15 protein-coding genes are annotated in these 13,722 nt (G+C 45.3%); 3 read left to right on the top strand and 12 right to left on the bottom strand.

The features are described 5' to 3' along the window. Positions 1–72: 72 nt before the first annotated feature. The 3 genes from ACFSUO_RS09665 to ACFSUO_RS09655 all read right to left on the bottom strand — a co-directional run bounded on the left by ACFSUO_RS09665 (position 73) and on the right by ACFSUO_RS09655 (position 2,638). Complete coding sequence (locus ACFSUO_RS09665) at positions 73–228, bottom strand: hypothetical protein (RefSeq protein ID WP_382393483.1); 156 nt, start codon at positions 226–228, stop codon at positions 73–75. Positions 229–591: 363 nt separating this feature from the next. Continuing rightward, the gene (locus ACFSUO_RS09660; RefSeq protein WP_382393481.1) at positions 592–1,209 is read right to left on the bottom strand and encodes a response regulator; all 618 of its coding nucleotides are present in this window, start codon (positions 1,207–1,209) and stop codon (positions 592–594) included. A 289-nt stretch (positions 1,210–1,498) separates the two neighbouring features. Next, entirely contained in the window at positions 1,499–2,638 is a 1,140-nt protein-coding gene (locus tag ACFSUO_RS09655) for a sensor histidine kinase (protein ID WP_382393479.1), read from the bottom strand. A 149-nt stretch (positions 2,639–2,787) separates the two neighbouring features. Between ACFSUO_RS09655 and ACFSUO_RS09650 the strand changes: the two genes are divergently transcribed. Further along, positions 2,788–3,420: a YigZ family protein gene (locus tag ACFSUO_RS09650; protein ID WP_382393477.1), complete on the top strand. Its 633-nt coding sequence runs from the start codon at positions 2,788–2,790 to the stop codon at positions 3,418–3,420. A 226-nt stretch (positions 3,421–3,646) separates the two neighbouring features. Here ACFSUO_RS09650 and nagB read toward each other — a convergent pair whose 3' ends face one another. From nagB to ACFSUO_RS09615, 7 genes are all read right to left on the bottom strand, one after another. Then, positions 3,647–4,372: a glucosamine-6-phosphate deaminase gene (nagB, locus tag ACFSUO_RS09645; protein WP_382393475.1), complete on the bottom strand. Its 726-nt coding sequence runs from the start codon at positions 4,370–4,372 to the stop codon at positions 3,647–3,649. 5 nt (positions 4,373–4,377) lie between these two features. Then, a complete protein-coding gene (gene nagA, locus ACFSUO_RS09640) occupies positions 4,378–5,538 on the bottom strand; it encodes an N-acetylglucosamine-6-phosphate deacetylase (RefSeq protein WP_382393473.1) in 1,161 nt (386 codons plus the stop codon). Positions 5,539–5,654: 116 nt separating this feature from the next. Beyond that, complete coding sequence (locus ACFSUO_RS09635; protein ID WP_382393471.1) at positions 5,655–5,804, bottom strand: hypothetical protein; 150 nt, start codon at positions 5,802–5,804, stop codon at positions 5,655–5,657. A 129-nt stretch (positions 5,805–5,933) separates the two neighbouring features. Further along, complete coding sequence (locus ACFSUO_RS09630) at positions 5,934–6,419, bottom strand: VanZ family protein (protein ID WP_382393469.1); 486 nt, start codon at positions 6,417–6,419, stop codon at positions 5,934–5,936. A 12-nt stretch (positions 6,420–6,431) separates the two neighbouring features. Further along, on the bottom strand, positions 6,432–7,472 hold the full coding sequence (locus ACFSUO_RS09625; protein WP_382393467.1) for an anti sigma factor C-terminal domain-containing protein: 1,041 nt from the start codon (positions 7,470–7,472) through the stop codon (positions 6,432–6,434). Next, the gene (locus tag ACFSUO_RS09620; RefSeq protein WP_382393465.1) at positions 7,459–7,986 is read right to left on the bottom strand and encodes an RNA polymerase sigma factor; all 528 of its coding nucleotides are present in this window, start codon (positions 7,984–7,986) and stop codon (positions 7,459–7,461) included. Before ACFSUO_RS09620 ends, ACFSUO_RS09625 begins: the two co-directional genes overlap by 14 nt. Positions 7,987–8,095: 109 nt before the next feature. Then, complete coding sequence (locus ACFSUO_RS09615; protein WP_382393463.1) at positions 8,096–8,428, bottom strand: helix-turn-helix domain-containing protein; 333 nt, start codon at positions 8,426–8,428, stop codon at positions 8,096–8,098. Positions 8,429–8,710: 282 nt separating this feature from the next. Here ACFSUO_RS09615 and ACFSUO_RS09610 point away from each other — a divergent pair, with 282 nt between their 5' ends. Together ACFSUO_RS09610 and ACFSUO_RS09605 are read left to right on the top strand one after the other, a co-directional pair. Then, positions 8,711–9,655: an LCP family glycopolymer transferase gene (locus tag ACFSUO_RS09610; protein WP_382393461.1), complete on the top strand. Its 945-nt coding sequence runs from the start codon at positions 8,711–8,713 to the stop codon at positions 9,653–9,655. A gap of 120 nt (positions 9,656–9,775) precedes the next feature. Continuing rightward, on the top strand, positions 9,776–11,797 hold the full coding sequence (locus ACFSUO_RS09605) for a penicillin-binding transpeptidase domain-containing protein (RefSeq protein WP_382393459.1): 2,022 nt from the start codon (positions 9,776–9,778) through the stop codon (positions 11,795–11,797). A 58-nt stretch (positions 11,798–11,855) separates the two neighbouring features. Here ACFSUO_RS09605 and ACFSUO_RS09600 read toward each other — a convergent pair whose 3' ends face one another. Both ACFSUO_RS09600 and ACFSUO_RS09595 read right to left on the bottom strand, forming a co-directional pair. Continuing rightward, positions 11,856–12,263: a zinc ribbon domain-containing protein gene (locus ACFSUO_RS09600; protein ID WP_382393457.1), complete on the bottom strand. Its 408-nt coding sequence runs from the start codon at positions 12,261–12,263 to the stop codon at positions 11,856–11,858. Further along, the gene (locus ACFSUO_RS09595) at positions 12,260–13,708 is read right to left on the bottom strand and encodes a zinc ribbon domain-containing protein (protein WP_382393455.1); all 1,449 of its coding nucleotides are present in this window, start codon (positions 13,706–13,708) and stop codon (positions 12,260–12,262) included. Before ACFSUO_RS09595 ends, ACFSUO_RS09600 begins: the two co-directional genes overlap by 4 nt. Between the last annotated feature and the right edge of the window lie 14 nt (positions 13,709–13,722).

The raw sequence follows: 13,722 nt of genomic DNA, 5'->3' as shown, positions 1-13,722 counted from the left end.
AACAGTCCGGGGATGAACTGTTCTTTCGAGTGAGGATTATAGAGGCTTACATGGAGGTAATGAAAAGGAAGCTTATGTAAGTGAATAGGTATGTGACTGCTCTTTTTGCTTCCTGTCCAATTCGGCAAGCTGGCGATTGGTCGAGGCGATGATCGCCACTAACTGTGCAATGGTCTGTTCATGCTGCTCGACCTTTCTCACCAGTTCATCATACTTGCATTCACTCACATAAATTGCTCCTTTCATCTAGTGTGATTCATTTATAGCACGAAACCGGCAAAGAGCGCCAATTGCTATTTTTGCTTTTCAGCTTGCCATTCGACATAATTTTATGGCGAAAACACAATTTTCGACGCATCCGTATGTATAATTCGTGAAAAATAGCGAATGAATAAACTTCAAAATTAAAAATTAGTATTCTGTGCGACAAGTTTCGACAAAACAGGTAGTCAACTGGTACGAAAGCTGATATGGCATGGTTAGGAAGGACTTTGGAATAACATTAATCCGTTCTTTCCGTGGAAAAGAGGGGCTAAAAATAAGGAAGGCGATCCCTCGTTCACAGGGGTCGCCTAATCCAATCATGTATGTTTAACTGACATGATTTTTAACAGTTTTTTCACTGATGTACAAAGTTTCTGCAACCGCGCGATTGCTTTTCCCGTCCGCAAGCAGCTGAAGCACTTCACATTCGCGGCTTGTTAAGAGATGCAGCGGTTTGTGATAGCTGATGCTTGGCTCGGCCACACCGGTACTGGCGGGGACGCTTTCTCCGGCAAGGCGTCGGTATTCCTTGACAAGATTGTGCGTTACTTTCGGATGAAGATAGGATCCGCCTTCACGGACGACTTTAATCGCTTCAATTAAAGAATCTGAATCCATCTCTTTCAGCAAGTAGCCCTGCGCACCCGTTTTCAGTGCATGCGTGACATAACTTTCATCATCATGGATGGACAAAATAATCACTTTCAAGTCAGGAAACTGCTTTATGAGGTCTGCTGTTGCCTGCACCCCATTCAGCTGCGGCATGTTAATATCCATCAGGACGACATCAGGGTTATATTCTTTAACAAGATTGGCAGCAACATACCCATCATCCCCTTCTGCCACAACCTCAAACGACGGTTCAAATTCCAAAATCCGTTTTACCCCTTCACGAAATAATTTATGATCATCAATCAGTAGAATTTTTGTCTGTTTCTTTGTCATCAGCTAACTTCCTCCCAAATGATCACTCTATTAGAGGTTGTTCAAAAAATCCGGTAAAAATGACACTTCGAATTTCTTCGTTGGCTTGCTTTTCCGTTGCTCATGTATTAATTTGCATACACTTCGCTACTCAAAGCTGCGCCGCCTTGAAATTCTTGGTCCTTTTTACCCTCCTATTTGAACACGCACTATTAAAAATTTCACCCTATTACATTTCTATGAAAATACTGGTCTCTTGTCTTTTTCGATTTATAGTAAGTATACCTTATCTGCTGGCTAATTGTGAATATTAAGAGAGGTTATACGGTACATGAATCACAATCGTTGTCCCTTCACCAATCATTGAGTTGATGGACAATGTGCCATTGAGCATTTCCACCCGTTCACGCATACCGATTAAGCCGAAAGACTTTTCCCGTTTTATTGCAGGATCAAACCCTTTACCATTATCTTTAATCACCAACGATATGGTGTTCGTTCCTATTTCAAGTTTCACTTTAACCAGTGAGGCGTCTGCATGCTTAATGGCGTTCTGAAGTCCCTCCTGCATAAGACGGAAAAATGCAATTTCGTATTCCTGGCTTACCCGCTGCTCTTTGCCAATTGGTTTGAATTCAATTTGAATATCATTGTAATCAGAAATCGTTGCGATATATTTTTTGATTGTCGGCACTAACCCCAGGTCGTCCAGTGCCATTGGCCGGAGATCATAGATGATGCGCCGGACCTCATACAAGGATGACCGAATCATTTTCCGGACGCTTTTAATTTCACCAATCGTTTCATCAGTCGTTCCATGGCGGAAGGTTTTGTCAACCAGTTCAGACCGGAGCAAAATGTTAGCAAGCATTTGTGCAGGACCGTCATGGATTTCTCTGGATATTCTCCTGCGCTCATCTTCCTGAGCTTCAATAATTTTTAATCCGAATTCCTGTTTTTCCCTGGCTTCCTCAATCATCTCATTTACCTGTCTGAGATCATCGTTCAGGTATGTAAGGATAACGGATATTTTACTCGCCAGTCCCTCTGACCGTGCAACCGTCTGGTCCAATGTAACTAGCCGCCGCTCCAGTTCATCACGCTTATCCCGCAAAATTTTCTCTTCCTGGCGAAGCATGGCAAGCCGTGTCTGCATCGCATGTGTATTTTCGTACACTTCGCGAATCTCACTTTCCGAATAGCGGTCAAAATACTTGCTGACTTCTGACAGGCGCTGTCTGGAAAAACGGACTTTCTGTTCCAGTGCGTCCCCGTCATTAATATGTTTTGTAACCTTTTCTTTCGTTTCATTCAGTTCTATTTGCAGCTGCTCATGTTCACTGCGCGCTTCCTCACTGATATGAAATATTTCATCCTTGCTTTTTTGAACAACATCAATCATTTCCTCAACAACAAAATCCAATGCCTTTTCTTCCAGCTTTTGTGTCATCTATCCCACCAGCCTATGCTATAATGATTCGGAATCCTTCTATTTTTCCAGGGGGTTTTTTACGGACATTCGGGTAATTTTTTCCTGAGAAATAGATACAATGATGTATTACTCTCTAGTATACTAATAACCAGGAGGTAAAAATCAACATGCTATCGACCTATTATACCGTAAAAAAAGAAAATTTTGACCAGGTAATGATACAAAAGTCACGATTTATTGGCTATGTTAAACGAGTGGAAACGGAAGAAGATGCACAGGCTTTCGTCCAAGAGATTAAAAAAAAGCATCATGACGCCACACACAACTGCTCCGCCTACATGGTCGGAGAGCACAACCAGGTTCAGAAAGCAAACGACGACGGGGAACCAAGCGGAACAGCAGGTGTGCCGATTCTGGAAGTCTTAAAGAAAAAAGACTTAAAAGACACAGCTGTGGTTGTGACAAGATACTTCGGTGGCATTAAACTCGGGGCTGGCGGTCTAATCCGCGCCTATAGCAGCACGACATCACAAGCCCTCGAAACAGCGGGCATCGTGGAGCGCCGGCTGATGAAAGGAATTTCAGTCACGGCCGATTATTCACTTCATGGCAAACTGGAAAACGCACTGCGCAATTCAGATTATATTGTGGACGCAATAAACTATATGGAAAAAGTGGAATTTGTCGTGTATGTGCCTGACGGGGAAGAGCAGAAATTTCATGATTGGATAGTCGACCTCACCAGTGATCAGGTAACATTTGCTGATAAAGGAACTGCCTATGTGGAGATAGACGTATAAAAAAGTATGGTGCTGCGAACGGGGTGATATTTCTCGCTCACAGGTTGATATTTCCTGTGAACGGGTTGATATTCGCTGGAAAAGGGCTGATATCCACACTTTCCGGTTGATTCCACCTGCCGTCCGGTTGGTACTCCCTTAGCTCTGGTTGATATTACCACCGATAGGTTGATTATCGGCCGGAACCCCTGCCCCGACCTACCGGAAATTAGAAAAAAGCACTGTCTTAAAGCTTAGACAGTGCTCCCTCATCGGCAATCAGTACTACATTCTCATGTTTTTGCAAAACCGATGCAGGGAATTCTTCCGTTACTTCGCCATTTACCAGCTGACGAACCGCGTCGGCTTTTTTCTCTCCGGAAACGAGCAACACGATTTTCCGGCTTTCCATGATCGTTTCAATCCCCATCGTAATCGCTTTTTTCGGGACATCATCCATTGACTCGAAAAAACGTGCATTCGCTTTCCGTGTCGACTCATCCAAGTCAACAACATGTGTCCTGCTGTCGAAGGAAGTGCCCGGCTCATTGAATCCGATATGGCCGTTCAGCCCAAGGCCCAGCACCTGCAGATCCACCTGCCCTGCCTTTCGGATCATTGCTTCATAGTCCTGGCATTCCTGTTCCAGATCACTCACATCGCCTTTAGGCAAAAATGCCTGATCATCAGACAAGTCAATGTGATGAAACAGCTTATTGTTCATATAGTACCGGTAGCTGTTCGGATCATCCGATGCCAGCCCGACATACTCATCCAGATTGAATGTCTTCACATCTTTAAAGGATACGTCTCCATTTTCATGGCGCTCCATCAGCTGCTGGTATAGGCCTTCCGGTGTAGATCCGGTCGCCAGTCCCAGCACTGGCCGCTCCAATTGCTGTACAGTCTCAATGATTAAATCACACGCCTGCTTACTCATCGCGTCATAATTAGATGTTCGAATGATTTCCATGTTCCTCATCCCTTCTGATAAGCTACCTCTCCCCGGCAAATGGTGGAGTGTACATTCAACTCGTCATCCACGAGCAGCAAGTCGGCATCTTTGCCTGGCTTAATACTTCCCTTTTTATCAAATATATGTAGCTGTTTTGCCGGATTTTCCGCTGTCATCTGGATAACATTCCGGATATCGGCATCGTTGAGCTGCAGCATCTGCCGGGCACCTTCCTGCATTTTTAAAATACTGCCGGCCAATGTGCCATCCTCCAAAACTGCCCAGTCTTCCGTTACGGTTACAGGCTGGCCGCCAAGTTCATAATTGCCTGCCTGCAGACATTTAGCCCGCATGGCATCCGTTATCAGGATCAGCCGCTCACTTCCAACATTGTCATAAATCAGTTCAAGCATTTCAGGTTCCACATGAATCCCGTCCGCAATCAGTTCCGCGCGCAGCTCCTCCAGCTGGAAGGCTGCACCAACAGCACCAATGTCACGGTGATGAATCCCGTTCATCGCATTACAGAGATGGGTAACTTGCCGCAAACCATACGGAATCGCCTTTTTGATCGCTGCAAATCCTGCATCGGTATGTCCAGCAGAAACATTCACACCGGATTCATATAAATGGCGGATAAACTCGCCATTCTCATCAAGTTCCGGTGCCATGGTAATCGTTTTTATGTTATTCCCTGATAAACGCTGCCATTCGTCAAATTGGCGAATATCCGGTTGTTTAATATGTTCAAGCGGCTGGGCGCCTTTTTTGCTTTTTTCAATAAAAGGACCTTCCAAATGAACCCCGATTACTTCCGCCTGTCCTTGTTTCGATGTATATTTCGCCACGTTAACAAGTGCGTTCGCAATGTTTTCCGGCGCTTGGGTGATCGTCGTCGCCAGAAAGCTTGTCGTACCTTCTGCAGGCAAAGCACCGGCCATCGTATCCAGTGCTTTTTCGGTTGCATCCATCACATCAGCACCCGCTGCTCCGTGAATGTGCCCGTCAATAAAACCCGGGATAACGTTGAGGCCGCTTCCATCAATGACGGTTACCCCTTCCGGCGGCGTCTGCTCTTCTTCATATATAGCTTTAATCTCACGCCCTTCCACCAGCAGCGAACCATTGATGATACCGTCCGTTTCGGTGAAAATAGCCGCATTTTTAATATAAATGCCAGTCATCCAATCATTCCTTTGCATTTTCTACTCATAACGTAGCACAACGGAGGCAAGCTTGTCCATTTGAACAAAGACACATGTATCCCCAAAAAACTGCATCCATCAATCGGACGCAGTTTCTACCGGAAATGATCCGCTGCTGACGTGTTTCGATCGGCCAGCTCTCGGACCAGCTTCTGAACCATTTCATCTGCCGATTGGATCGTCGCATTCTCTGTCTCCCGGATTAGTTTCTCCAGTAGACGTTTATAACGCTCTTGCTCTGCCATATTGATACCGCCTTTTCCATTCCCTTTTCCTTGTCTAAAAAAATCATAGCACAAATTGTTTTATGATGTTGTCGAAAAACGTCATATCCAGTAATTTCTTGCACTCTTTTAAATATTTCGTGACAACTATTATTTTTTGTCCCGTTTTCGCTGAAAAAATACCAACAGTATCCCCGCAAGCAATGCACCTGCTGTATCCAACAGCACATCACCGGCGTATGGTGTGCGGTTTGCCGTAAAACTTTGATGAAATTCATCCATTCCAGCATATGCAGCAGTCAGAAAAAAAGACACAGCTAATGCAGCTCGCAACCGTAGGCGAGTTGTCTGGCGAATGGCTATAAAAAACAAACACATTAAAATGAAAAACACACCCACATGTGCACCCTTGCGAAGAAAAAATTCAATAAACCCTTCCACACCTAGCGCAGCTACACTTACCTCGGCATGGTGATAGGTAAAGGCGATCCAGTCCACATACGGCGCCATAAAAGACAAATCAAACGTTCTTCCCATAAACGGTTTTACATCCTGCTGTTCATATGGCGTTGCCGACGAATAGAAAATAACACCCATCCACATTACCGGCAGCAGCCAATAAACCCATTTCTTCATATTTTTCTCACCTTATCCCTCATACCAGTTCCACACTTCAATGCCACCTAGCCTGAACTGATAGAATTGTTCCTCTTCCATCAGTTTCTCGATTTCACGGATTGGTCCTGTCACAACAGCCCCATATACTTGCATGCCATGTTCACGTATATAGTTGAGCCGCTTTTGATCAATATTGCGGTCATTATAATTGCCGTTGTTAATCAGCCATTCGATATCTTTATAGAATTGCTCCTTCGACCTTTCTAACGTAACATTCGATAGTGAACTTACGGAGGAAGAATGCCTGTTATTATCATCATAGACTACCTGAGGTCTTAGTAAAAAAGACTGAGCAAGCCTTGTCTGGCCGCTCCCATAGTTGGTAATGTCAAACTCAGTCAGCTCCCCGCCGTAAACTGGCATCCGGAAAACCCGAACATCATAACCTTCCAGTGCTTCCAGCATTGCTTTCGGTTTCATCACCTTTTTGACGGAAAACTGTACTTGCGCAACATGGCCATCATCTATCTTGGCTATTTGGTCTTTTAACATATCTTTACTGCCGGATTCAATATTGGCAGGATCCCGATCCAGCAGCTTTGGTGGTATCGCAAAAGCTTTGATATCATTTCCATTCAAATACTCATTATCAAAATTCATTTTAACGTTCACTTTTCCGAAAAGGCGCTTTTTCGCTTCCACTTCACCAACCACCACATCCCACTCGCCAACATTGCGGTATAACTTTAGCGAGGTTGATTGGGTCAGAAAAGGGTTGATTTCAGCACTAGACCCGTGCATATAATCGACTTCCACTCCAGGGTGCCGTGTTTCGACAAGAGTAGTCACAAGACGGTCAAACCCGGCCTGCTTACCGGACATATCGTAATACATATTTACCGGAATCATATAAGCCGCATAAAGCAGAAAAATAATGACCAGTGTCCGTATAACCGTAAACCCGATTGACAGTCTTGTGCGCCAGACCATTTTCCGTGCACTCTTTTTATCTAGCGTACTTTCATCCGTCTCTTTCAGCCCATCCAGTACATTATCGTTATCTTCCTTCATCAGGATCTCCTCCTTTCAGCAGCTGATCATAATACCGGAACTTTTTCCGTGCACGATGCAGTGTCGTCTTGACCTGGTTTTCTGTTAGATTCATCGCAGCCGCCACTTCCTTATAGGTAAATTCCTGTATTTCCCGCAAATATAGGATCGTCCGCATTCGCTCCGGCAGACGGTTAAAGACTGCTTCAATATGTTCTTGCTTTGTCAGCGTTTCTAAATGCTGATCCGGATTGCCCAGTCCACTGGTATGTATTTGTTCTGCCTTCATTCGTTCCACCATCTGCTGCTCTGATTTCCTTTTTCGCGTCCGGTCAATATAAAGATTGCGGGCCACTTTGAAGAGCCACGCCTTTGCTTGGGTCATGTTTTTTACCTTGAGGGAAATCATCGCCCGGTAAAACGTTTCCTGCAGCAGCTCTTCCGCAACTTGTTTATCCCGCGTCATCTTTAGCAAGTACCGGTAAAGCGGGAGCTGGAACTGTTCGAATAGCTCTGTAAATGTCTGTTTTTGCAAATCAGCCCCCACCTCCCTCTATACTATACAACGATTTCTCCGTTCATTTGTTACAATAAATTTAACCGTTTTAAATAAAAAACCGCAAGCGGCTGCTCGGCGGTTGTTGTTAATCTTTCTGCTGTGTGCGCCATTTATGAAAATCAACAAACTCCCTAAACTGTTCTTTAGTCATACCATACTTGATCGCATCCTGAACAATCATCATCCATTCCTCATCCAGCTGCTCGTCCATCTTACTGCCTCTAGTCTCACGTATTAAGTCATCTGCGGACACACCCAGAACGGAACTGATTTTCTCTATAAACTGGATGGAAGGGTTTTTTTGGATACTGCGTTCGATGGAACTTAAATACGACTTGGCCACACCAGCCTCATTAGCAAGCTCAGAAATGGACAGGCCTTGCTCCATGCGCAGCCTTTTAATCTTTTCACCAATCAATTGTCACACCTTCCTTCCTTTCTATTATATCATACGCATCCTGTTAGTTCTATATAAAGCACAGCATTTAAAGCTCCAAAATTCCTCCAAAACAACCATAGTGGACCCTTCTATTTGTTCACCTCCCCAGCATATACATATATAACGAACGGAAACGATATAGCCTCAAGCATCAAAGCAGTGAAACCTCAGCTCGCGTATATACGTCTTATTATCTGATAGACTAATCAGACAGATTCCGATATTATTTTAATAATACAGACGGAAAAGAGGAGAATGTACTTGGATTCCAGAGTGGAAAATAAACATAGAAGCAAACGCCGTAAATGGCTTTATTGGGCTGGTGGCGGTCTATTACTTATCGTCATTGGCATCGGCATTTACCTGCTTTACTTATATGATCAAGTCAGTGACACCGTCGACACGATGCACAATCCGCTTGATAGGGACGACAATCCGGAACGGCAAAAGGAGCTCGATTCCATTTTCAAGGACACAAAATCCATTAATATTTTGCTGCTCGGTGTGGATGAACGAGAACATGATAAAGGCCGATCCGATACCATGATCCTTGTCTCCATGAATCCACAGACAGATTCCATGAAAATGCTGAGCATTCCGCGTGATACCCGGGTCCCTATTCCTGGATACGGCATGGATAAAATCAATCATGCCTATGCCTATGAAGGGGTCGGCTTATCTGTACAAACTGTCCATGGGCTGCTGGATGTACCCGTCCACTTTTATGTCAAAGTAAACATGGAAGGATTTAAGCAAGGGGTTGATGCACTCGGCGGCGTGACCGTCCAAAATGATACCGCATTTTCCCATAAAGGCAAAGATTTCCCAACTGGTGAAATCCATTTGAATGGCGAGGAAGCACTGAAATACATCCGCAAACGCAAAGGACTTTCTAAAGGGGATATCGGCCGGAATGAACGGCAGCGAGCTGTCATTCAAGCAGCAATCGACAAAGGTTCCAGTTTTTCCAGTATTACGAAAGTCACTGACATTCTCAACATTATTGGAGACAATGTGAAAACAGATCTGCAAATGAAGCAGATGCGTGCACTGCTTGCCGACTACCGGCAGACCCGCAACAATATTGATTCTATGGAAATGAACGGAAGTGGGCAGTATATTGGGGGTTTATGGTATTACATGGTGCCGGACGAGGAAATCAATCGCATTCAAACCGAGATAAAGAATCACATGCAGGCGAGGTAAAGTCCGTTACATTCGGCTTTTACCTTTTTAGTCTCAAAGGAGAAAAGTTCGTCTTGTATATTTTTGCACAGAGCCCATGTTATAATAGTACGAAACAAACCATGATCGCGGGGGGTTGTCATGAGAAAATCAGTTATATTCCTTATTATTTTGCTATCTATATTCGTCACCGCATGCTCTGACGATGAAGTTACGCCACAGGAACGTTTTGATACGTATGTTGATCATTGGAATGAACAAGAATTTCCCAAGATGTACAAAATGCTTACATCCAATGCAGCTGAAACATATCCAACGAAAGAATTTGTCGATCGGTACAAAAAAATATACAGCGACCTGGGGATTTCAGACTTAAAAGTGTCCTATGACAAACTATCCGATGAAGCAATGGAAAAAGCCATGGAAAAAGGGACAGCACAATTTCCATTCACGGTTGAAATGGAATCTATCGCCGGATCAATCACCTTTGACTATAAAGCAACACTCATTAAAGAAGGCAAAGAAGAAGAGAAAAACTGGTATCTTAAATGGGATCCGGGGTTTATCTTTCCAGAGATTAAGGACGGTGCAGACATCGCTCTAGAAACGACAGAACCAAAGCGCGGCGAAATCCTTGACCGCAACCGCATGCCACTGGCTATCAATGCTATCGTCCATGAGATTGGTATCATACCCGGAAAACTGGGGGACAATCCGGAACAGGCAAAACAAAAGATTGCCGATTTGCTCGATGTATCGGTTGAAACGATTAACAGCAAACTGAACCAGGACTGGGTTGGCCCGAACATGCACGTGCCGATTCAAAAAGTGCGCAAAAGTCAAGAAGATCTGGTAGCCCAGCTGCTTGAAATCGATGCTGTTTCCACACAGGATGCGACAGCAAGAGAGTATCCGCTTGGGAAAGCGGCAGCACATTTGACAGGCTACATTGGCAAAATCACCGCTGATGAAATGGAAGAAATGGACTCCAATTCCTATGATGCGGATGACATGATTGGAAAGCGCGGACTTGAACTCTTGTACGAAGACCGTCTCAAAGGCGAGGAAGGTGTCACCATCTCTGCGGTGAATGAAGAAGGCGACGAAACCGTCATCGCTGAACAACCAGTCCAGGACGGAGAAAATGTCGTTACAACCATTGACGCGGATATCCAGGAAACAATTTATAACACGTATGAAGATGATGCTGGCACAGCTGCTGCTATCCATCCAAAAACAGGCGAAACACTCGCAATGGTCAGTGCACCAGCATTTGATCCGAACAAGCGAATCTTTGGCATTTCGCAATCAGGTTATGAACAATTGCAGGATGACCCGCAGCGCCCGTTGGTGAACCGCTTCCGTGCAACCTTCTCACCCGGATCGGCCATGAAGCCAATTACAGCAGCTGTTGGACTCCAAAACGGCGGCATTGTTCCAGGTGAAGGTATAAAAATTAACGGGCTGACATGGAGCAATGGCGAAGGTTGGGGCGATTACAAAGTCCGGCGCGTTTCTGAGTCAGACGGCCCGGTTGACGTGACGGACGCACTGATCCGTTCTGATAACATTTACTTTGCCAAGAAAGCTGTTGAAATGGGCAGCGAAAAATTTGTGGATGGTTTGGAGCAATTTGGGTTTGGTGATGAGCTTCCACTTCCATATGGAATTGAAAACTCAACCATTTCCTCAAACGGATCGATTGATGATGAAGTGCTCCTTGCCAACACGGCTTACGGTCAGGGGCAAGTTCAGATTAGCCCATTGCATCTGGCATTAAGCTATACCCCGTTTCTAAATGGCGGAACTATGCTCAAGCCTACCCTGCTTGCTGATACGGAAAAGAGCCAGGCATGGAAAGAAGATCTGCTGTCAGGCGAACAAGCAGCCGTCATACGGGATGCACTCCGAGAAGTTGTTGCATCACCAAAAGGAACTGCAAAAGGCGCGCGGGATGCCGATTTCCCAATCTCTGGCAAAACCGGTACAGCAGAACTCAAGCAAACCAGTGACGAAGAAGGTGCCGAAAACGGCTGGTTTGTCGGCTATCCAGCTGACGAACAGGACATCTTAATCGCCATGATGATTGAAAACACCGAGGATAAAGGTGGCAGCGGCTATACCGTCGATAAAGTCACCGACATATTAAAAGCCGTCAACTAAAAGAATACACGTCTAAACTCAGCATCCTGTCTGCTGCACAGCAAAAGGCCGCCACTGATCAACTATCAGGGCGGCTTTTTGCCATTTTTATACCACAGACGTGACAAAAGTCTGCATCAGCCGGTACTTCGTTGGCACAGCTCTGGCAAATGATTGTTTCTGCTTCAGCTTCATCCATTCGCTCTACCTTCCTGCCGCATTCTGGACAGAACAAATCATCTTCTGCCAGCGGCGCTCCGCACGAACACTCCGGCCCTTCATTTTTCTTTTCGCCTTTCTCCTTCAGTAACGCATACAGTTTCGCATCAAGCTCTTGAATCGCCCGTCCTTTCTCCTCGACAATCGGAGCAATCTGTTCCTCGCGGCGATAGGCAAGGTAAACTTCCTGTCCCAACTCAATCAGCAGTTTGGACTTGGCAGAAGTCAATTCATCGACTTGCTGTTTTGCGTCTGTTTTTTTCTTCATTCCATCCCACCTTTCCATAATTTCCTTAGCAGCGCTCCAACCAACGCTGTCACGCCGGCATACAAAAGACTAATGATAAACGTCCGAAGCAGCCTGAACCCGAAAAATACCGATGTATCTTCATGAAATTGATGGGCTTGCTCTTCCACTTGGAACGAATAATTCGTCGATGTGTAAAATGCAAAAAACGTCATCATGACAGCAACGGCAAAACTGTAGATGGCAATCGTCCTGACAGTACCTCCCCGAACGTTGGCCAAAAGAAAGCCCGCACCGATAAAAAATACCGCTGTCAATACAAGAATGATAATTTCAGAAGAAGCAAAGAAATCTGGCGGTATCAGAAAAGCAATATCTGACGTTCTTGCCGCCAGTTCCCCGGATAAAAAGGAATACGTGACTGTTTCCGATTCAGGTCCAGGTATATTTACGATAAACGAATTCCCTATAGCCAGATGGAACAAATAGCTGCCCATTTTGGCCACAAATGACCAACTTGCAAAAGTGGACCGTTGTTCTTCCGCCACATCAACTGCTGGATCCGTTTCCAGCTGCGGTTCATATTGTGCATTTAAAATCACACTCACCAATACCATGAGTACATAGCCCGCCATTACAGTGAAAATTCCAAAACAGATTGCCCGGTCATTTATCGATCTGCTCTCAGGCATATGCCGATCAGAACGCAGCCCCATACCGGCATAGCTTCCTGCGAATCCTAGAAACACCCCATTTATAACCGCACTCCACATGCAAAAGTCAATTGACGTCTGGTAATGTCCATGACCGCTGACATTATCAACGCCAGCCAGCAGCGATAGAATCCCCAGCAGTGCACCATAACCGGTTGCAAAAACAAGGGCTGCCCTCCACGCCGTGATTCCTGGGTTTAAGCGCTTCACAAGGAATCCGCCCGGTACCAGAGCCAGTACAGCAACGACAGCCATAAACGCCAGCCCGGAGGATACATAACTGATGTGTTGCGTGAAATCATCATTGCCTAAAGTAAGTGTAATGCTTGTTAAATTGGCGAATAGAGAAAAATCCAGAAAGTTGAGCGATTCAATCACCGGCTGATCAACCGGCAGCTGGAGTTGCAAATAACCGCTGGGACGCTCTATTTTCCCCACAAACAGAACAATTAGCTGACTGATAACGAACAAGAGACCAGCTGAGAGCAAAAACCCCGGCAGGACTTTTCTGCCAAGTTCAGCGTTAAACGGGGTAACAGAAGCGGGGTCAGCTATTTCATATGTATCAAACGAGCTGCCGCAAGCGGTGCAATACCTCGCAGCGGGATCACTTTTTTCAGCTCCGCATTCCATACAGCTCATAGACTCTGCAGGCCATAGTCGCCCACCCTGTTCCGCCTTTAATGGATACCCGTCATAACGGCAATAGCTCGCATGCGGATCATTTTTCTTACCACATTCCCTGCAAAACAATGCACTCCCCCTTT

Origin of the sequence: Lentibacillus juripiscarius (assembly GCF_042685205.1) — a bacterium.
GTDB lineage: Bacteria > Bacillota > Bacilli > Bacillales > Amphibacillaceae > Lentibacillus > Lentibacillus juripiscarius.
Note: the sequence above shows the minus strand (reverse complement) of the source record. Positions and strands in the feature narration are given on the sequence as shown.